The sequence below is a fragment of the Novosphingobium sp. genome, assembly GCF_020852455.1.
Taxonomy (GTDB): domain Bacteria; phylum Pseudomonadota; class Alphaproteobacteria; order Sphingomonadales; family Sphingomonadaceae; genus Novosphingobium.
This window is the reverse complement of record NZ_JADZAT010000010.1, coordinates 381,551-400,037: the sequence shown is the minus strand read 5'-3', so window position 1 is coordinate 400,037 and position 18,487 is coordinate 381,551. Positions and strand designations below refer to the sequence as shown.

Annotated in this window: 18 protein-coding genes; 4 read left to right on the top strand and 14 right to left on the bottom strand. The window is 64.1% G+C overall.

What is annotated here, in order from left to right; translation table 11 throughout:
- A complete protein-coding gene (locus tag IT549_RS06000; RefSeq protein ID WP_292970819.1) occupies positions 1–492 on the top strand; it encodes a hypothetical protein in 492 nt (163 codons plus the stop codon).
- Positions 493–495: 3 nt separating this feature from the next.
- Here IT549_RS06000 and IT549_RS05995 read toward each other — a convergent pair whose 3' ends face one another.
- From IT549_RS05995 to IT549_RS05965, 7 genes are all read right to left on the bottom strand, one after another.
- Positions 496–1,617 carry an ABC transporter permease gene (locus IT549_RS05995; protein WP_292970817.1) on the bottom strand — a complete coding sequence of 374 codons (1,122 nt, stop codon included), beginning with the start codon at positions 1,615–1,617 and terminating at the stop codon, positions 496–498.
- A 202-nt stretch (positions 1,618–1,819) separates the two neighbouring features.
- Positions 1,820–2,752 carry an ABC transporter ATP-binding protein gene (locus IT549_RS05990; protein WP_292970815.1) on the bottom strand — a complete coding sequence of 311 codons (933 nt, stop codon included), beginning with the start codon at positions 2,750–2,752 and terminating at the stop codon, positions 1,820–1,822.
- Positions 2,749–3,723 (bottom strand): HlyD family efflux transporter periplasmic adaptor subunit, encoded by a 975-nt coding sequence (locus tag IT549_RS05985; protein ID WP_292970813.1) that lies wholly within the window; start codon positions 3,721–3,723, stop codon positions 2,749–2,751. The genes IT549_RS05990 and IT549_RS05985 overlap by 4 nt, the downstream gene beginning before the upstream one ends.
- Positions 3,720–4,337 (bottom strand): TetR/AcrR family transcriptional regulator, encoded by a 618-nt coding sequence (locus IT549_RS05980; RefSeq protein WP_292970810.1) that lies wholly within the window; start codon positions 4,335–4,337, stop codon positions 3,720–3,722. Before IT549_RS05980 ends, IT549_RS05985 begins: the two co-directional genes overlap by 4 nt.
- A gap of 111 nt (positions 4,338–4,448) precedes the next feature.
- On the bottom strand, positions 4,449–6,248 hold the full coding sequence (locus tag IT549_RS05975; RefSeq protein ID WP_292970807.1) for a VWA domain-containing protein: 1,800 nt from the start codon (positions 6,246–6,248) through the stop codon (positions 4,449–4,451).
- 176 nt (positions 6,249–6,424) lie between these two features.
- Positions 6,425–8,872, bottom strand: coding sequence for a TonB-dependent receptor (locus IT549_RS05970; RefSeq protein WP_292970805.1), 2,448 nt, complete (start codon positions 8,870–8,872; stop codon positions 6,425–6,427).
- A 169-nt stretch (positions 8,873–9,041) separates the two neighbouring features.
- The gene (locus IT549_RS05965; RefSeq protein WP_292970802.1) at positions 9,042–9,584 is read right to left on the bottom strand and encodes a hypothetical protein; all 543 of its coding nucleotides are present in this window, start codon (positions 9,582–9,584) and stop codon (positions 9,042–9,044) included.
- 156 nt (positions 9,585–9,740) lie between these two features.
- On the opposite strand from IT549_RS05965, the gene IT549_RS05960 reads away from it, so the two are divergent.
- From IT549_RS05960 to purQ, 3 genes are all read left to right on the top strand, one after another.
- Complete coding sequence (locus IT549_RS05960) at positions 9,741–10,418, top strand: response regulator transcription factor (RefSeq protein WP_292970800.1); 678 nt, start codon at positions 9,741–9,743, stop codon at positions 10,416–10,418.
- A gap of 91 nt (positions 10,419–10,509) precedes the next feature.
- A complete protein-coding gene (gene purS, locus IT549_RS05955; protein ID WP_292970798.1) occupies positions 10,510–10,746 on the top strand; it encodes a phosphoribosylformylglycinamidine synthase subunit PurS in 237 nt (78 codons plus the stop codon).
- Positions 10,743–11,423 (top strand): phosphoribosylformylglycinamidine synthase subunit PurQ, encoded by a 681-nt coding sequence (gene purQ, locus IT549_RS05950; RefSeq protein ID WP_292970795.1) that lies wholly within the window; start codon positions 10,743–10,745, stop codon positions 11,421–11,423. The genes purS and purQ overlap by 4 nt, the downstream gene beginning before the upstream one ends.
- Positions 11,424–11,429: 6 nt before the next feature.
- On the opposite strand, the gene IT549_RS05945 is transcribed toward purQ, so the two are convergent.
- The 7 genes from IT549_RS05945 to glmU form a co-directional block, all read right to left on the bottom strand.
- Positions 11,430–13,730: a GGDEF and EAL domain-containing protein gene (locus tag IT549_RS05945; protein WP_292971109.1), complete on the bottom strand. Its 2,301-nt coding sequence runs from the start codon at positions 13,728–13,730 to the stop codon at positions 11,430–11,432.
- Between the two features lie 103 nt (positions 13,731–13,833).
- A complete protein-coding gene (locus IT549_RS05940) occupies positions 13,834–14,205 on the bottom strand; it encodes a GFA family protein (RefSeq protein ID WP_292970793.1) in 372 nt (123 codons plus the stop codon).
- On the bottom strand, positions 14,202–16,025 hold the full coding sequence (gene glmS, locus IT549_RS05935; protein WP_292970791.1) for a glutamine--fructose-6-phosphate transaminase (isomerizing): 1,824 nt from the start codon (positions 16,023–16,025) through the stop codon (positions 14,202–14,204). Before glmS ends, IT549_RS05940 begins: the two co-directional genes overlap by 4 nt.
- A gap of 15 nt (positions 16,026–16,040) precedes the next feature.
- Complete coding sequence (locus IT549_RS05930) at positions 16,041–16,409, bottom strand: type II toxin-antitoxin system VapC family toxin (protein ID WP_292970788.1); 369 nt, start codon at positions 16,407–16,409, stop codon at positions 16,041–16,043.
- A complete protein-coding gene (locus tag IT549_RS05925) occupies positions 16,406–16,591 on the bottom strand; it encodes a ribbon-helix-helix protein, CopG family (protein WP_292970785.1) in 186 nt (61 codons plus the stop codon). The genes IT549_RS05930 and IT549_RS05925 overlap by 4 nt, the downstream gene beginning before the upstream one ends.
- Positions 16,592–16,719: 128 nt before the next feature.
- Entirely contained in the window at positions 16,720–17,085 is a 366-nt protein-coding gene (locus IT549_RS05920) for a hypothetical protein (RefSeq protein WP_292970783.1), read from the bottom strand.
- Positions 17,085–18,440: a bifunctional UDP-N-acetylglucosamine diphosphorylase/glucosamine-1-phosphate N-acetyltransferase GlmU gene (glmU, locus tag IT549_RS05915; protein ID WP_292970781.1), complete on the bottom strand. Its 1,356-nt coding sequence runs from the start codon at positions 18,438–18,440 to the stop codon at positions 17,085–17,087. Before glmU ends, IT549_RS05920 begins: the two co-directional genes overlap by 1 nt.
- Between the last annotated feature and the right edge of the window lie 47 nt (positions 18,441–18,487).

Genomic DNA, 18,487 nt, shown 5'->3' with positions numbered 1-18,487 from the left:
ATGCGCAAGTTCCTGTTCGGCGCGATACTTTGCCTGACCATCGGTGCTTCGGCGGCGGTGGCCGATCCCCGCCCCAGCCCGCCGCAGCCCCAGCTGTTCCTGCGTTTCACGGTTATGACCGGCGCTGATGACCTGCGCGGCGGGCGCGACAATGTTCGCGCCACGCTGGTCTTTGACGGTACGCCCAGCACCACCTGGATGCTGAACCAGCGCGCCATGCGCTGGGCCGATCGCTCCACCCACCAGACCACGGTGCCGTTGCCGCGCGGGGTCCGCGTTCATCAGATCCGTTCCGCGATCCTGCGCACCACTTTTGGCGGCGGCCTGTCTGGCGACAACTGGGACATGATGTCGGTCAAGGTCGAGCTGACCGATGAAACACGGCGCGCTTACATCACCATGGGGCACGGCGGGCCCAAGCGCTTTACCGGCAGCGACCAGCGGCTGGATGTGCCCCTGGCACCGCCGGCCGCAGATTCCCTCGCCAAATAGCGGTCAGGCCACCGTATCGCGGTAACGCTGCACGGCAATCGTCCCCAGGGTCACCAGCATCAGCAGCAGTACCGCGCTTTCGGGCACGGCCAGCCGCCAGTCCCAGCCCTTCAGCATGATCCCGCGCACCAGCCGGATATAGTGCGTGGGCGGCAGCAGTTCGGCCAGCCACTGCACCGGCCAGGGCATGCCGCGGAACGGAAAGGCAAAGCCCGACAGCAGGATCGAAGGCATCAGGTAGAACATGCTGGCCTGCATCGACTGGACCTGGCTGGAAACCAAGGTGGACATGGTGAAGCCCAGCGCCAGGCAGACCAGCGCGAACAGCAAGGTACAGGCCAGCAGCAGGGCAAGCGAGCCCAGGAACGGCACCGCGAAGATCACCTTGGCGGCAATCAGGATCACCACCGTCTGGACAAAGCCCATTGCGAAATAGGGCACGATCTTGCCCACCATCACCTCGATCGGGCGCAGGGGCGTGGCCAGCAGGTTCTCCATCGTCCCCTGCTCTTCCTCGCGGCTGACCGACATCGCGGTCAGCGCAACCATGGTCATCGACAGGATGATCGCCAGAAGACCCGGCACAGTGTTGTGGCTGGTGATCCCTTCGGGATTGTAGGCGCGGTGCAGCACCACGTTGACCGGCGGCGCGCTGGCTTGCCGGGTGGCCAGCGGGCCCACCAGTTCCTGCCCCAGCGCGCGGCTGACCGCCTCGTTCACCGCGGCCACGGCCGGACCGGTGCTGGCCGGATCGGTAGCATCAACCGTCAACAGCAGTTGCGGCCTTTCCCCGCGCACCACCCCGCGCGCGAAATCGGGCGGGATCGTCAGCAGGAACGAGGCCTTGCCCTCGGCGATCAGCCGGTCCCCCTCGCCATAGCCGCCCGCGATCTCGACCACGTCGAAGTAACTGGTGGCGCGCAGGCTTGAAACGATCGCGCGGCTGAACTGCGAATTGTCATTCGCCTCCACCGCCAGCGGCAGGTGCCGGGGATCGTTGTTGATCGCGATCCCGAAGATCAGCAGCTGAAGGATCGGGAACATGAACATCATCGCGATCGTGCCGGGATCGCGCAGCATCTGCCGCACTTCCTTGAACACCATGGCGCCAATCCGTTCCCACATCACGCAGTCTCCAGACGAGGTCCTTCCCCCTTGATGGGGGAAGGATACCGAAGCTTGCGAGCTTGCTCGCTAGCGCAGGTTGGATGGGGGTGAGGCTGGAGGCGGGGCAAAATCACCCCCATCCAGCTGCGACTAGGCGACAAGTCGCCAAGTCTTCGCATCCTTCCCCCATCGAGGGGGAAGAAGAAGTGCAGCCCCCACATCACGCGGTCTCCAGCACGGAATTGTCGGCCGCGCCCTTCATCAGGTGGATGAAGACGTCTTCCAACGTCGGGTCCGCCTCGGTGAAGCGGACCTGGTCGGCCCAGGGCGCCACCGCACGCCTGAGCGCGGCGATGTCGCGCCCGCAGACATGCAGCGAGGTGCCGAACGGCGCGGCCATCTCAACCCCCTCGCGCGCCTCGATTTGGGCCGAGAGCCGGTCTGCCCCCGGCCCTTCGCCCTGGAGGGCCTTCAGGCCCGAACCGGCGATCACATCACCGATCGTGCCGCGCGCCAGCATCACCCCATAGGCGATATAGGCGATCTCGTGGCAGCGTTCGGCCTCGTCCATGTAGTGCGTGGAAACCAGCACGGTCATACCTTCACGGGCCAGCGCGTGGATTTGGTCCCAGAACTCGCGCCGGGCCTGCGGATCGACCCCGGCGGTGGGTTCGTCGAGCAGCAGGATCCTGGGTTCGTGCAGCACCGCCGCGGCCAGTGCCAGGCGCTGCTTCCACCCGCCCGAAAGCTTGCCCGCCAGCTGGGTTGACCGGCTGGCCAGCCCCAGCCGCTCCAGCGCGGCATCGACCCGCGCCTTGCGGTTGTCGAGCCGATAGACCCGGGCGATGAATTCAAGGTTCTCGGCAATCGACAGGTCGGAAAACAGCCCGAACTTCTGCGTCATGTAGCCGATCTGGTGCTTGATCGCGCGGCGTTTGGTCGCCAGGTCCAGCCCCAGCACCTCGCCCTCGCCCTCATCCGGGATCAGCAGCCCGCAGATCATCCGCAGCGTGGTGGTCTTGCCCGAACCGTTCGGACCCAGGAACCCGCAGATCCGCCCGGGCTGGACCGTCAGGTCAACATGATCGACCACGGTCCGCCCGCCGAACCGCTTGGTCAGGCCGCGCACGGCGATGGCCGGCGCCTCGCTCATTGCGGCTTGACCTCAACCGGCAGCCCCGGCGGCAGCGGCTTGTCACCGGCAGGCAGCGCGGCCTCGACCAGAAAGACCAGCTTGGCCCGGGCGCGTTCGGAATAGATCACCGGCGGGGTGAATTCGGCGCGCGGGGAAATATAGCTGATCCGCGCCTGGCGCGGATCGCCGCAGCCATCGCAGCTGAAGGTCACGTTCATCCCCGGCTTGAGCGTCGCGATCCGGTCTTGCGGCACATAGAAGCGCAGCTTGCGCCGCCCGTCGGGCAGCACCGAAACCACCGGAGCATTGGCTGGCACCCATTCGCCGGGATTGTAGAAGGTCTGCTCGACCACGCCCGCTTCGGGCGCGATCGGCGCGATTTCGCGGCGGCGCTGGCGCTGGGCACGCAGCGCGGCCTGGTTCGCGGCGACCTCGGCCCCGGCTGCGGCGATCTGGCCCTGCCGCCCGGCGGTCAGCTCACCCGAGGCGACCTGCGCACGGGTCTGAGCAAGGCTGGCGGAGGCACTATCACGCGCGGCGCGCGCGGTATCGAGCTGCGAGCGGCTGGCAAAACCGCGCCGGGCCAGCGCGTCGATCCGGTTGAAATCGGCCTGGGCCTTGGTCAGCTGGGCCTGCGCCGCAGCCTCCGCAGCCCGCGCTGCCGCCAGTTCCGGCGCACGCTGGCGGGCCTGGGCCAGATCGGCCTGCTGCGCCTGCGCGGCCGAAACCTGCGCTTCAATCCGCGCGGTATCGGCATCGGTGGTTTCGGGATCGAGCGAGAACAGCACCGCGCCTGCGGCCACGCTGGCACCGCGATCGACCATCCGCTGCGCCAGCCGGCCCGACACCGGTGCGGCGACATAAGCCGTCTCCGCCTCGACATAGCCCAGCCACTGGGCCTGTTCCTCGCTGCGGGTCAGGTACCAGCCCGCGCCGCCGGCCAGCGCCAGCACCACAACTGCGATCAGGGGTTTGGGAAGGCCGCTCATAGCGTGGTCGTCCTTGTCAGCAGGCCGTTGAGAATGGTGTCGGCATGGCTTTGCGCCATGGCAGCCGGTTCGATCGGCTCTGCGCCGACCGGTTCGAAAGTGGTCTTCCAGATCGCCGCGATCAGCACCCCGCCGATGATCGTGCGGCAGGCCTGGACCGGATCGTCACAGGCGAATTCGCCGCGCGCGATCCCGTGCCGCACGATCCGTTCGACGATCCCCATCCCGCGCGAGATCACCTCTTCGTGATAGAACCGCGCCAGATCGGGGAAATTCGCCCCTTCACCGATGATCACCCGCGGCACGAAGGCCATTTCGGGCTGGGTCAGGCGGCTGGCCATGAACAGGATGAACTGGCGCAGGATCGCCTCGGCCGGCAGGTCACCAAATTCGGCGGGCGCGGCCTGCGGCAGCATGGTTTCGATCAGTTCGTTGACCAGCGCCTGGAACAACGCCTCCTTGCCATCGAACTGTAGGTAGAGCGCCGCCTTCGATATGCCCGCCGCCCTGGCGATATCGTCCATCCGCGTGCCGGCGTAACCGCGCGCGTTGAACACGTCGCGCGCCGCCAGCAGAATGTCGGCACGGCGTGTGGGGACGGAAGGTCGCGGCATGATTCGTTTTATAACTGACCAGTCAGTTATAATCAAGTCAGGTCATACGAATGAAAAAGCGGGCGGGCAACCTGTGCTGCCCGCCCCCATGGTGGAACCGTGTATCGAAGCTCAGTCGATCTGGTCGCGCTGCAAGACCAGTTCGCTCATTCCGTCTTCGCTGATCAGGGCCAGCCGGTTGCCCTTGATCCGGTAGTTGAACACCAGATTTTCGTCGATCAGCCGCAGCTGCCGGTCGTTGACCTGGATGGTCTGGCTGACATCTTCACCCCGCACGCGGGTGGTGATGAATTCACCGTCTTCGGTGATCTCAACGCTGTCGCCGCGGGCAATATCGGTCAGTCCGGATCGGCTCAGCACTTTCCATTCGCCTTTGAGCGCCAGCGGCCGAAGCGCCTTGGGCATTTCGCCGGCGTAACCGGCGACATAGGCCGCCCGGTCGCGCAACCCGTCAACCAGCTTGCGTTCGCCGTTCATGCCAGGAATGCCGCTCAGCGCCAGGCGTTTCGACAGGCCGTCCAGCTGATGGAACGCGCCCTTCTTGTCGTTCTTGTCGTGATAGACGGCCAGCGCCGAGCGCATGGTGACGAATTCGTCAACCAGCAGCTGCGCCTTGCCCAGCGCGACCGGTGCGGGTTCGTTGCCCGGGCGCAGCACGACGATCTTGTCTTGATCCACCTTGCCGGTCCGCGCATCGGCATAGCGCAGCGTGCCGGTCAGGAGCGGCGCGCCCTGGGCCAGACTTGCGGCAGGCAGATCGGCATGCGCGCTGTCCTTGGCCAATGTCAGGTAGATCCCGCCGCCGTTGCTGGAAAGGAACGCGGTCGAGATGTGGACCTTGATCGCCCCCTCGGGCGCGCTGGTCATCAGCTCGTCGGGTACCCCGAAGACCCCGGTGATCCTGAAGCCGGGCGGCGGCACGAAAGCCAAATCGATATCGTGCGCGACTTCGTTCACCATGTTGAAGAACTCGCGGTCGAAGACCTGCTTGGCCGACCCTTCGTTGTCGATGAAGAACAGGTTTCCGCCGCGCACGCTGGAAACGTGGGTGGCCAGCTCGGCATCGAAGTGGACGCCGACTCCAAAGGTGGTCAGGCCCACCCCGCTGCGCGATCCGGCCTCGGCCTGGGCCATGAACCCTTCAGCGCTGGTGTCTCCGACATTCGGATTTTCGTCGGTGAACAGCATCACGCGGGTCTTGCCGTGACTGCGCCGTAGCTCTTCGGATGCCATGGTATAGCCGGCTCGCAAGCCGTCTTCGAGCGCGGTGGAGCCCTCGATTGCGATCGAGTCGATCGCTGCGTTGATGCTGTCCTCGTTCCCCGACCATTCGGTCATCGGCAAATGCGTCAGCGGCTCATCACCGTAGATGATGATCCCGATCCGGTCCCCCTTGCGCAATTTGCCGGTAACCGAATGCAGCGCGTACTTGACCTGCTGCATCGGCCAGCCAGACATCGACCCTGAGCGATCCACCACCATCACCAGACTGAGCGGTTCGCGTTGCAGCTTGTTCGCATCGACGTTCGACGAAAAGCCCAGGCCAACGAACCATTGGTCATCCGGCCGCAGCGGCAGTGCCGCCGGCATCGCCGCGCCGGTCAGGCAAAAGGTTTGCCGGCACGGCCTGCCTTCGGGCAGGGTCAGATCGTGTTCGCCCATCAAGCCCTCGATCGTCAGATCGTTGGTTGCCGGCAGAAAATCGCCATTGAGCGAAACCGAACGGAAATGCGCGATATCCTGCGCCCCGCCCTGGCGAATCTTCGTGGCGGTGACGATAATCGTCCTGTCGCCGCCTTCCTCCTCTTCGGTCGTGGTGTCCTGCCCCCAGGCCGGCGGTGCAAGCAGCGCCAGTGCGAGAGTGAGTGCAAGGCCCGCCGGGCGGGTCCGCGATAGACCATGGAATGTCATGCCTTCGCCTCCTTCTCAAGTTGAAGGACTCGAAGGCTAACGTGCAATGTTATAACATGCAAATCGTTCTGTTTCGCAACTTTCATCAATGTAATCAGCACTCGCCCCTTCCCCAAAAAAGGCGGGCGGGCGACAGAGGTCACCCGCCCGTACAGGGAGGAAAGGTTTGCGCCAGCCTAGAACGAAAGCGTCGCTTCGACCCCGAAGGTGCGCGGGGCGTTGAAGTTGGCATAGTCGCCCACCACGGCACGGTAGTTGCCGTCGATCGGCTGGCGGTTGGCATTCGAACGGCGATAGATGTGCTGTTCGTTGAACAGGTTGCGCGACCACAGCGACACAGTCAGCTTCTGTCCGCCGCTCGACATCGGGATGTCGGCCACGGCCAGGCGGGCGTTGACCAGGAAGCTCTTGTCCACCAGCACCGGCTCGTTGTCGAAGCTGTAGTGCGGGTCGGAATAGTTGGCATCAACGTGAAACTTGAGCGCCATGCCGTTATCACCCGACAGCGGCAGGGTGTAGTCCATGTTGCCCGAGAACGCATGCGGCGGGGTGTAGACCAGGAACAGCGGCTGGAGCGGGTTGCCGGTCACCAGCGGGTTCGGGGTCGGCGGCACCTTCCACCAGGTGTAGGAATAGGACAGCCCCATCGAAAGTCCTTCGACCGGCCGCACGGTCAGATCAGCTTCCAGCCCGCGGATCTTGGTGACGCCGGCGGCATTGACCGTTTCCAGCGTGTGACGAACTGACCCATTGGTCTGAACCTGATAGAAGTCGAAGTCGAACTGGCTGTCGAACCGATCCATGATGTAACCGGCCAGATTGAAGCGCACCCGGCGATCGAAGAATTCGGTCTTGGCGCCAATTTCATAGGCCTTGACGTTTTCCGGCCCGAAAGTGGCATAGCTGATCGAGCGTGAGCTGGCCCCGCCGGCGCGGTACCCGGTCGAATACTTGGCATAGAGATTGATGTTGTCGCTGGCATCCCAGGCCAGCACCGCCAGCGGATCGAAGCGGTTGTACTTGAAGGCAAACGGGAAGGCCGAAGCGACGTTGTTGACCTTGTAAAGGTCGCCGCTTTTTTCGTCGTGGGTGTAACGCCCGCCCAGGGTCAGGTGCAGGCTGTCTCCGGCATGCCAGGTCATCTGCCCGAAGGCCGCATAGCTCTTCGAATTGGCATAGCTGGCGCGGCTGATCGACAGCGCCGAACGCTGCCAGGTCATCGCATCGCGAATGGTATAGCCGGTCCCGGTGGAGTTCCACTGGTTGGTGTTGGGGGTAGCCGCAACCTCTTCGGCGCGCTCGTTGAAGTAATAGAGCCCAAAGACGTAATCGACATTACCCAGACCGCCCACAGCCTGGAATTCCTGGCTGAACTGGCGGGCGTTGAGAAACGAGAGCGAATAGCGGCTGAACGACTGGCTGGGCAGGAACGAAGGGCTGCGGTGCGCGCCGCCCGAATTGTCCCACTGTTCCGAATCGACGGTCCGCCAGGCCGTGATCGAACGCAGCTCAAGCCCGTCCGCCACCTTCCAGCGCAGGTTGCTCGAAAAGCCCTTGGTCTTGCCCAGGCTGACCTGCTGCGGAACGCCGATATCGGCCACATCCATCCGATCACCGGTGACGACCACCATTGACGGCAGCGGCGCGATCATGCCGGCGGGCAACTGGTTGCCGTTGGCCTGGATCTGCGCAAGCGTGGCGACCGGGAAGCCATCCGGATTGAAATTGATCAGCTGGCTGTAGAACGGGGTGTTCTCATCACGGCTGATGTCAAAGGCCAAATCGGCGGTGAAGCCGTCCATCGGCTTCCAGCGTGCGGCCAGCCGCCCGCCATAGCGGTGGTACTGGTTCCATCCGGCCTGGCCTTGCAGCGGGTTCTTCACCGTCGGGTCCTGATGGCTGATCACGGTGTCGAGCTTGAGCGCGAAGCCGGCCACTTCGGGCAAGTTGAGGTGCAGGCCGGCGTTATAGCTGCCGATATTGCCAACCCCCACGTTCATGCGGCCGCCGAATTCTCCGGTCGGAGCCTTGCTGATCAGGCTGACCGCACCGCCTTCGGTGTTGCGGCCAAACAGGGTGCCCTGCGGGCCCTTCAGCACTTCGATCCGGTCCACTTCGAACAGTGCGGCGTTGAGGCCGTGCTGGCGGGCCAGGTAGATCCCGTCGATATAGACCCCGACACCCGGTTCGCGGGCCGGCTGGTTCGCATCGCCCGGAACGATCCCGCGGATCCCCACGGTCAGTGCGGTCTGGCGCGATTCATAGGTCGCCACACGCAGCGACGGGATCGAACCATCACCCAGATCGAGCAAGCTCTGCACCTTGCGTTCGCGGATCATTTCCGCGCCCATGACCGAGATCGAGATCGGGGTCTTCTGCAGATTGGTTTCGCGCTTGGTTGCGGTAACGACGATTTCGGTCAGCCCCGGGTCGCGGGTTTCGCTGCCAGCATCCTCGGGAGAACTTGTCGCGGGTTCGGCGGCAGCATCGGCATCGCCCGCGGCGGCATCGACGGTCACACGGTCGTCGGTCACCTTGACCGCAGCGTGCGCGGTGCCAGCCATCAGCAGGCTGGCCGCCAGCGCGGCAAAGGAAGCGGTCGAGCGGCAAGAATAGCGGATCATTGGGTTCATTCCCTGGTTCAAATGGCGTCTGTCTGGTTCGACGCCGGCCCGGGAAGGACCCCTGCGATATGCGAATCGCCCCCGTCCGGCCTCGCCGCCGAACTAGGCGGGCCGTGTGACTCCTCGGCGTAGCTGGGGTGACAGCGAGGTGACCGGAATGTGTCAGCCGTTATTCAATGTGGGCCGATTGCAGCATCGCCAGCCATTGCCCGCGCGATGCCGCGTCAAGGTCATCGCGTGACAGGACCGCCAGCATGAACAGCGAGCCCTTGCCCTGCACGATCAGGTAGATCGCATTGCGCGGATAGGAACCGGGGCACTTGTCGGCGCGCCGCTCGGCAAGAATGGTGCGCGCGTCCTGCGACAGAACCGCCAGATCGACGCCGCAGCGCCGCCGGGCATCGCCGCGCAATTCATCCAGCCATTGCGCGGCGGTTCGCACCTTTGCACCCGGAGCCCGGGCAATGATCACCAGCGCCTCGTCCCAGTCTTTGGCCGAACGCCCCCGCACGGCAATGACATCGGTGATATAGCGCGGGTTGGACCCATCGTAGTCGATCATCGCGGCGTTGCCGCTATCGAGCGCCGCCTTCAACGCGGGCACGAGCCGGTGATCGAACGACAGCTTTTCCGCCCAGGCCGGCCCCGCCAACGCAAGCAGGGCCAGGAACGCGCCAAGGCGCAGACGACGAAGCGGGTTCGACTTTGACATGTCCGCAGAATAGCGCCGCAAGCCGCAGGATTCATGCGTTTTCATGTGACAGCAATATGACAATCGCGGCGTAACCCGACTGTCACAATTCCATCACGAATCCGTCACTTGCGCAGCGCATATGATGTCGCTCAATCGTCAAAACTATGTCCGGTCATGAACAAGCATACGACACTTCTGCTTACCGCCCCGCCCGCCGGACTGCTGGCCGACATCGCGCGCAAACGGCCCGGTTGGGAGATCGTGCCGCTCGAAGAGCTGCCGCCATCCGGGCCACTGGATGGCAGGGTATGGGGCTTTATCGACTGGCTTTGCCCGACGATGTCGGGACTGGAGTTGTGCCGCCGTCTGCGCGAGACCGAAGCGACCCGCGACGCTCACCTCACTCTGGTCCTCGACGAGCCGAGCCAGGAAGCCCGCCGCCGCGCGCTTCAGGCCGGGGCTGACGACTATCTGATCGGCCCGCTCGACGTCACACGGCTGCTTGAACGGATCGACAGTGTGGCCGATGAACCCGCACCGCAGCGCCGCCAGCTCGTCAACGGCGCGATCAGCCTCGATCCGACCGCGCATCAGGTGCGCGTCCATGGCGCACCGGTGGCAATGCGCCCCAACGAGTTCCGCCTGCTGCTGCATTTCATGGAGCACCCCGACCAGGTCTTCAGCCGCACCGCCCTGATCGACCGGCTGGGCAAGGACGATGAAGCGATCGATGATCGGACTGTGGACGTCTGGATCGGCCGCCTGCGCCGCGCCCTGATCGCCTCCGGGGCGCCCGATCCGCTGCGCACAGTCCGCTCCCTGGGCTATGTGATGGATTCGGTGGAAGGCTGAGCGACAAGGCGACGGCCGCCCTTGCCCTTCGCGGCCCTTGGAGGCATAGGCGCCTTCGTTACCTCCCCCTTGCCAGCGAAAGGCCCGCCCCATGAAGGTCCGCGTATTCGTCTCCCTCAAGAACGGGGTGCTCGACCCGCAGGGCCGGGCGATCCACCATGCGATCGAAGGCCTGGGGATCAATGGCGTCAACGATGTTCGCGCCGGCAAGATGATCGAGCTTGATGTCGATGCCAGCGTGACCGACGACCAGCTGGAAACCATGTGCAAGCAGCTGCTCGCCAACATGGTGATCGAAAACTACCGGATCGAGAGGCTTGCAGCGTGAGCGCGTTCCGCTCCGCCGTCATCACTTTCCCCGGATCGAACTGCGATCGCGACATGGCGGTAGCGGTTGAGCAGGTCTGCGGAGGTGAAGTGCTGCGGGTCTGGCACGGCGATGCCGCATTGCCCGACCGGCTCGATTTCATCGCCCTGCCCGGCGGCTTCTCCTATGGCGACTACCTGCGTTCGGGCGCCATGGCCGCGCGCAGCCCGATCATGCAGGCCGTGGTCGAAGCGGCGGGGCGCGGGGTTCCGGTGCTGGGCGTGTGCAACGGCTTTCAGGTACTGACCGAAAGCGGGCTGCTGCCCGGCGCGCTGCTGCGCAATGCCGGCATGAATTTCGTCTGCCGCGAAGTGGCGCTGACGGTCGAAAACAACCAGAGCCTGTTCACCGCCGGCTACAGCGCGGGCCAGCAGATCACGATCCCGGTGGCGCATCACGATGGCAATTACTTCGCCGATGCCGAAACCCTGGACCGGCTGGAAGGCGAAGGACGCGTTGCCTTCCGCTATGCTGAGCAAGTCAACGGATCGGCCCGCCAGATCGCCGGTGTGCTCAATGCCGCGGGCAATGTGCTGGGCATGATGCCCCACCCCGAACGGATGATCGAACCGGCCCACGGCGGCAGCGATGGCCGCGCCCTGTTCGAAAACCTGGTGCGCGGTCTGGTTACCGCCTGACACCGGTCAGGCGCGGCGGATATTGGCCTCGCTGAACAGGTTGCGCGCTTCGGCCGAGGGCATCGGCCGCCCGAAGTAGAAGCCCTGGATCTTGCGGCAACCAAGGCCGCGGATGATCTCAAGCTCACGCTCGGTTTCGACGCCTTCGGCCGTGGTCGACATCTCAAGGCTTTCGGCCATCGCCACCACGGCGCGGATGATCGCCAGGCTTTCGGGGCTGCCGGCCGATGCGCCCTGCACGAATGTGCGGTCGATCTTGATCGTCGAAAAGCGCAGGTCGCGGATGTAGGCCAGCGAGGAATAGCCGGTGCCGAAATCGTCGAGCGCGATCCCGCAGCCCAGCGACATGATCTGTTCCAGCGCCTGCCGCGCGGTTGAGGCATCGCGCACGAAGATCGATTCCGTCACTTCCAGTTCCAGCCGCTGGGCCGGAAGCCCGCTCATGCTGAGCGCCTGGACGACCGAGGGAATGAACCCCGGATCAAGCAGCTGTTCGCCCGAGACGTTGACCGCCACCTTGACGTTTGCGGGCCAGCGCACCGCTTCGCGGCAGGCCTCGCGCAGGACCCATTCGCCGATCGGCACGATCAGACGGGTGTCTTCGGCCAGGGGGATGAACTTGCCCGGGCTGACGAAGCCGTGCTCCTCGCTGTTCCAGCGAACCAGCGCTTCGAAGCTCAGGATCTGTTCGTCCACAGCATCGACCACCGGCTGGTAATGCAGCACCAGCTCGTTCTTCTCGAGCGCGCGGCGCAGCGAGAATTCAAGCTTGCGGCGTTCTTCGGCATGGGCGTGCAGCGCAGGCTCATAGCCAAAGTGCAAGCCGCCGCCTTCTTCCTTGGAACGGTAGAGCGCGAGGTCAGCATTGCGCATCAATGTTTCGACGGTCGAACCGTCGCGCGGGCCGATTGCCGAGCCGACCGAGGCGCCGATGTACAGCGTGTGGTGATCGACTTCGTAGGGCCGCGACAGCAGTTCGATCACCGCTTCGGCCACACGGGTAACGCGGTTGTGGTCGCTGGCATCGCGGATCACCACGGCGAATTCATCGCCGCCCAGGCGTCCGCACAGTTCGTTGTCGGTAACCAGGCTCTTGAGCCGTTCCGAAACCCGCGCCAGCAGCTGGTCGCCCACCAGGTGACCCAGGGTATCGTTGACCGACTTGAACCGGTCGAGGTCGATCATCAGGAAGGCACAGCGGGTACGCCACTGATCGGCATAGCGCATGGCTTCGCCCAGCGCTTCGGTCACCATCATGCGGTTGGGCAGCCCAGTCAGCGTATCGAACCGCGCCATGTGCGCGATCTTTTCGCTCGATTCGCGCTGTTCGGTAACGTCCGAGCCAACCCCGCGGAACCCGTCGAAGGCGCCGCTATCGGTCAGCTTGGGGGTGCCCGATAGCTCCCACCAGCGCTGCTGGCCATTGATCGTCACGCGCACCAGCACGTTCGAGAAACTCTCGCGCCGCTTCAGCCGTTCGGCCAGATCGTGCAGGCTCGACGGGAACTGGCCCGTATCCCAGGCCGGCCCCGCGATCAGCTGAATGAAAGGCTTGCCTTCGATATCGTCAGGCGAAAGCCCCAGCGCAAAGGCAAAGCGCGGGCTGGCAGCGCGTACGCGGCGGGCGGTGTCGATCTGCCACAGCCAGTCAGCCTCACCCTCTTCGAATTCGCGCAGCAGCATCGAAACCACTTCGCTTTTTTCGGCCATCGCACTTTCGGCAATGCGCGCAGTCAGGAACGAACGCGCATTCTCGATTGCCCCCAGGGTGATGACCACCCCGAACAGGACAGCCAGCAGTGCCATTTCATAGGAACCGGCCCAGGCAAAGCTGGCCAGCGCGGAAACCGCCATGATCCCGGCAAAGACCAGGTTGGCCAACGGCACGGCGGAAAGCAGCACCGCCGAAGCGGTCAGCAGCATCGCAGTGATCGCCCACAACTCCAGTTGCTGGGACCCGTCACCGAAGGGCGCAAAGGCTGCCATCGGCACCACCCAGACCAGCGCAATGGCGATCGAACTGTAGGTCTGCTTCTGGACCTCGTCGCGCCCGATCCGGCGCCGATCGACATCGACCAGCGACTTGTCGATCATCGCACCGTGGTAAAGGCTGGCACCCAGCGCCGCGAACCAGCCGAGCAATGCGGCCAGGTGCACAGTGCCGAAATAGACCTTCATCGCCGCCAGCGCGGCGATGACATGGGCGATAACCCGGACCTGGGTGACGCGGGCAAGGCTGGAATATTGCAGCCCGCGCAGCCGGCCCCAATCGCCGTCTTGCGTATCGGACAGCCCAAGGACCGCCATCACGGGCAGGTCGCGGGGCAGTTTGGCGGGCTTGAACGTCTGGTCGGTCACGCCCGCGTAGTTAACCGCCAAATGTTAGCGTCACGTAAAGGTTGATACGGATTCAAACATTGCGGCGGGCGTTGGCGGCTTCCCAGTTCTGGCCATCGAACGGAACCACGCTGGCCTGCAATTCATGCCCGGAATCGAGGCAGCGATAGTGAACGCTCCAGGCCTCAGGATGGGTGCGCGGCTGATAGAAGCTCTTGATCCCGCAGGTCTTGCAGAACAGGTGTTCCGCCGCGCCAGTGCCGAAGCGGTATGAAGTGAGGCTGTCTCGTCCCTGCAACAGGGTGAACTGTCCATGCGGGACGAACAGGTGCAGATAGCCGGTCTTCGAACAGATCGAGCAATTGCAATCCAGCAGCGAAACCTGCGGCTCAACCGCAATCTCGAACCGCACCGCACCGCAATGGCAGCCGCCTTGCAGGTTCATTCCACCGTCACCGACTTGGCCAGGTTCCTCGGCTGGTCGACATCCGTGCCCTTTACGCAGGCAACATGATAGGCCAGCAGCTGCACCGGCACGGCATAGACCAGCGGTGCGATCAGTGGGTGGACCTTGGGCATTTCGATCGTCGCCAGGCAGCCCTCGCCTGCTTCATCAAGCCCTTCGCGATCAGAGATCAGCACGATCTTGCCGCCGCGGGCGCGGACTTCCTGCATGTTCGATACGGTCTTTTCGAACAGCGGCCCGCTGGGCGCCAGAACGATCACCGGAACCGCCTCGTCAATCAGCGCGATCGGGCCATGCTTCATTTCGCCTGACGCATAACCTTCGGCATGAATGTAACTGATTTCTTTGAGTTTTAGCGCGCCTTCCAAGGCCAGCGGATAGTCCTGCCCGCGGCCCAGATAGAGCACGTCGCGGGCCGGTGCGATCAGGTGCGCCATGGCCGCAATTTCGTCGTCATGGGCCAGCGCGGCGTTAAGGCTGGCCGGGGTTTCGAGCAGGTGCTTGACCACCTCGTTCTCTTCCGCGCGGTCCATCAGCCCGCGCCTGACCGCCAGGTGCGCAGCGAGAGCGGCCAGCACTGCCAGCTGGCAGGTGAAGGCCTTGGTGCTGGCCACGCCGATTTCCGGCCCGGCATGGGTCGGCAGCAGCAGGTCAGCCTCGCGCGCCATCGAACTGGTCGGCACATTGACCACCACCGCGATGGTCTGCCCCTGCGCCTTGCAGTGGCGCAGCGCGGCGAGCGTATCGGCGGTCTCCCCGCTTTGCGAGATGAACAGCGCCAGCCCGCCCGGTTCCATCACCGGCTCGCGGTAACGAAACTCGGATGCGAAATCGATGTCGGCCGGCAGCCGTGCGAACTGTTCGAACCAGTACTTGGCGACCATCCCGGCGTAATAGCTGGTTCCGCAGGCGACGATCGTGACCCGGTTGATCTTCGACAGATCGAAATCGAACTGCGGCAGCGCGACCGACTGATCGACCTGGCGGATGTAGCTGCGCAGTGTCTGCGCCACCACGGTCGGCTGCTCGAAGATCTCCTTCTGCATGAAGTGGCGGTAATTGCCCTTCTCGATCTCTGCCGCCGATGCGCCCGAAGTGGTCACCTCGCGCTCTACCGGATTATTGTCCTTATCGAAGATCCGGGCACCATCGCGGGTGATCACCACCCAGTCACCTTCGTCGAGATAGCAGATCTGCTGGGTCAGCGGGGCCAGCGCCAGCGCGTCTGACCCAAGGTAGGTCTCGCCCTCGCCAAAGCCCAGCACCAGCGGTGAACCCAGCCGCGCGCCGATCAGCATGTCGGGGAACTGCTTGAAGGCGATCGCCAGGGCAAAGGCGCCGCGCAGCTGCGGCAAGGTGGCCTTGACCGCTTCCTCGGGGCTCATGCCCGCCTCAACCTGTTCGGACAGCAGGTGCGCGACCACTTCGGTATCGGTATCGCTTTCGAAGCTGCGGCCGCGCGCGGTCAGCGCATCCTTAAGTTGACGGAAGTTCTCGATGATCCCGTTGTGGACCAGCGCCAGCACTTCGGTGGCGTGCGGGTGGGCATTGGCCGCGGTCGGCGCGCCGTGGGTGGCCCAGCGGGTGTGAGCGATCCCGGTGGTGCCCGGCGCGGGATCGCGCGCCAGTTCGCGCACCAGGTTGACCAGCTTGCCCGGCGCGCGGCGACGGACCAGCTGGCCATCGCTGACGGTGCAGACCCCGGCGCTGTCATAGCCGCGGTATTCCATCCGCCTGAGGCCATCAACCAGACGGTCCGCGACCTGTTCCTTGCCGACGATGCCAATGATGCCACACATGGGTCTTTGCCTTCTTCAGAGAGTATAGGGTACGCGGATTCCCGGCATAGCTGCCGGAAAGTCCTTGATATTACGTGTAATCAGAATTCGCCCGGCAGTCTGCGCCGATGCGAGGATCACCGCGTTTTCCAGCGACAGGCCGGGCCGCTGCCCGCGCAATTGCGCCGCGCAGCGGGCAATCTCGTCGCTGACCTCGATCACGCTGAAGTGCGAGAGGAACCCTTCGGCGCGCTGGACATCGTCGGGCTGGGCGCGGCTCATCACCTCGATCCAGCTCAGCCGGCTGATGAACCGCTGGCGATAACGCTGCAACTCCGCCCCGGCCCCGGGATGCCCTTCCAGAGCATCGACTAGCACCGCCGTATCGAACGCGGCGGCGCTCACCTTGCCCCCTCGCGATCTGCCCAGATCCCGAAATAGCGCTCGATCCCCTGCTGCTCACCCGCCGCCCGATAGGCCGTCACCGCATCGCGCAGCACCGAAGCACGCGACTTGCCCTGCTCGGCCGCACGGGCATCGAGCCACTTGATGTCCTCTTCGGGCAGATCGGCGAGAATGCGAGTCATTGATATACTGATATCATATCATGATATCATGTCAATGAATCCTTGCGGATGCATCGGCCGCAAAATCAAACCCACTTCAGATCATCCTGGATTGAGGGCTGAGAAGTCATTCGCATCTATTAGCCGCCTCACATGGGGAGGGTACAATTCCCGCCGCCACTATAATTTTTATAAGTTTCGCGCGCCTGCGAATTTGTTAGCAGATAAAATGTTGGCGAAAGTGTTCTCAAGTCCAATTCGATAAATATAAAAAAATCCGCATTGCCTTTTGCGTTCATGTCCACTGGCCAACGAGTTATTTCTGACGCACGGTTGACGAACTGCCGCGTTTTCACTTCTATTGATTTCGCCTGACCATCTACAACAACTATTATATCGTGCCCGGGTGCACCCTCTGGACTGATATAGGCGGCATATCCGAGGGTGTTCAGCTTGGCCACTGCAAGCAGCTCGCCAAGCGTTCCAGACTGCAGCGAAGACAGCTTGGTCAACATCAACCCTTCTTCTCCGCTTTCTTCTTCTTCATCGCATCATGGAACCGGTCGGCCCAGCCCGGCTTGACCAGCTGTTCCGCCCGCACGATCCGCAGCTCTCCCGCCGCCACATCGCGCGTCACTGCAGAGCCCGCTGCGACGATCGCATCGGCGCCGATCTTGACCGGGGCGACCAGTGCCGAGTTCGAACCGATGAAGGCGCGTTCGCCGATTACGGTCTTGTGCTTGAAATAGCCGTCGTAATTGCAGGTGATCGTGCCCGCGCCGATGTTGGCCCCCGCGCCCACTTCGGCATCGCCGATGTAGGCCAGGTGGTTGGCCTTGGCGCCCTTGCCCATGGTCGCCTTCTTGACCTCGACGAAATTGCCGACCTTCGCCTTCTCTTCCAGCACCGCGCCGGGGCGAAGGCGCGCGAAGGGCCCGACTTCGCAATTCGGCCCGACCGAGGCGCCCTCGATATGGCAATTGGCGCGGATCTTCGCGCCGTCGGCCACGCTTACGCCGGGGCCGAAGAACACATTGGGTTCAATCAGGACATCGCGGCCCAGCCGTGTATCCCAGGCAAACCACACCGTTTCGGGCGCGATCAGGCTGGCGCCATCGTCCATCGCCTGCCTGCGGCGGCGCTGCTGCCAGCGCTGTTCGGCATCGGCCAGCTCGGCCCGGCTGTTGATCCCCATCACTTCGGTCTCGTCAGCCTCAACCACCGCAACCCGCGCACCTTCGGCGATCGCGTGCATGGCAACATCGGGGAGGTAGAACTCCCGCGCCGCATTGTTGTCATCGACTTTGGCGAGCAGCCGCCACATGTCATCACTGTGCGCCACCAGCACGCCCGAGTTGCAGAGGTTCACCGCGCGCTCTTCCGGGCTGGCATCCTTGTGCTCAACCATCTTGGTGACGGTGCCATCGGCATCGGCGATGATCCGGCCATAGGCGGCGCTATCGGCCGGACGGAACCCCAGCACCGCAACCCTGGCCTGATCCAGCGCCGCGCAAAGCCGGGCAACCGTGCTGCCCGACAGGAACGGCACGTCGCCAAAGCAGACCAGCACCAGCCCGGTGAAGTCAGCCAGCGCATCCTTGGCCATCAGCGCCGCATGGGCGGTGCCCAGCTGCGGGTCCTGCACCACCACTTCGGCGCCAGAGCCGGCCAGCGCCGCCTCGATCTGCTCGCGGCGATCCCCCGCAACGATCACCTGCCGCGCCGGGCTGAGCTCGCCCAGGCTGCCAAGCAGGTGCAGCAGCATCGGGTGCCCTGCGATCGGGTGCAGCACCTTGTGCAGGTCTGATTTCATGCGGGTGCCCTTGCCCGCGGCAAGGACGATAACGGCAAGCGGAGTTTCGGCAGTCATGGTTAACGCACATGCCACCAAATTCTTGCACTTTCCACAACGCGCGT

Excerpts from the sequence above, each read along its gene's own strand:
- IT549_RS06000 (WP_292970819.1), top strand. The coding sequence starts at position 1 with ATGCGCAAGTTCCTGTTCGGCGCGATACTTTGCCTGACCATCGGTGCT.
- IT549_RS05995 (WP_292970817.1), bottom strand. The coding sequence starts at position 1,617 with ATGTGGGAACGGATTGGCGCCATGGTGTTCAAGGAAGTGCGGCAGATG.
- IT549_RS05990 (WP_292970815.1), bottom strand. The coding sequence starts at position 2,752 with ATGAGCGAGGCGCCGGCCATCGCCGTGCGCGGCCTGACCAAGCGGTTC.
- IT549_RS05985 (WP_292970813.1), bottom strand. The coding sequence starts at position 3,723 with ATGAGCGGCCTTCCCAAACCCCTGATCGCAGTTGTGGTGCTGGCGCTG.
- IT549_RS05980 (WP_292970810.1), bottom strand. The coding sequence starts at position 4,337 with ATGCCGCGACCTTCCGTCCCCACACGCCGTGCCGACATTCTGCTGGCG.
- IT549_RS05975 (WP_292970807.1), bottom strand. The coding sequence starts at position 6,248 with ATGACATTCCATGGTCTATCGCGGACCCGCCCGGCGGGCCTTGCACTC.
- IT549_RS05970 (WP_292970805.1), bottom strand. The coding sequence starts at position 8,872 with ATGATCCGCTATTCTTGCCGCTCGACCGCTTCCTTTGCCGCGCTGGCG.
- IT549_RS05965 (WP_292970802.1), bottom strand. The coding sequence starts at position 9,584 with ATGTCAAAGTCGAACCCGCTTCGTCGTCTGCGCCTTGGCGCGTTCCTG.
- IT549_RS05960 (WP_292970800.1), top strand. The coding sequence starts at position 9,741 with ATGAACAAGCATACGACACTTCTGCTTACCGCCCCGCCCGCCGGACTG.
- purS (WP_292970798.1), top strand. The coding sequence starts at position 10,510 with ATGAAGGTCCGCGTATTCGTCTCCCTCAAGAACGGGGTGCTCGACCCG.
- IT549_RS05945 (WP_292971109.1), bottom strand. The coding sequence starts at position 13,730 with ATGGCGGTCCTTGGGCTGTCCGATACGCAAGACGGCGATTGGGGCCGG.
- IT549_RS05940 (WP_292970793.1), bottom strand. The coding sequence starts at position 14,205 with ATGAACCTGCAAGGCGGCTGCCATTGCGGTGCGGTGCGGTTCGAGATT.
- glmS (WP_292970791.1), bottom strand. The coding sequence starts at position 16,025 with ATGTGTGGCATCATTGGCATCGTCGGCAAGGAACAGGTCGCGGACCGT.
- IT549_RS05925 (WP_292970785.1), bottom strand. The coding sequence starts at position 16,591 with ATGACTCGCATTCTCGCCGATCTGCCCGAAGAGGACATCAAGTGGCTC.
- IT549_RS05920 (WP_292970783.1), bottom strand. The coding sequence starts at position 17,085 with ATGTTGACCAAGCTGTCTTCGCTGCAGTCTGGAACGCTTGGCGAGCTG.
- glmU (WP_292970781.1), bottom strand. The coding sequence starts at position 18,440 with ATGACTGCCGAAACTCCGCTTGCCGTTATCGTCCTTGCCGCGGGCAAG.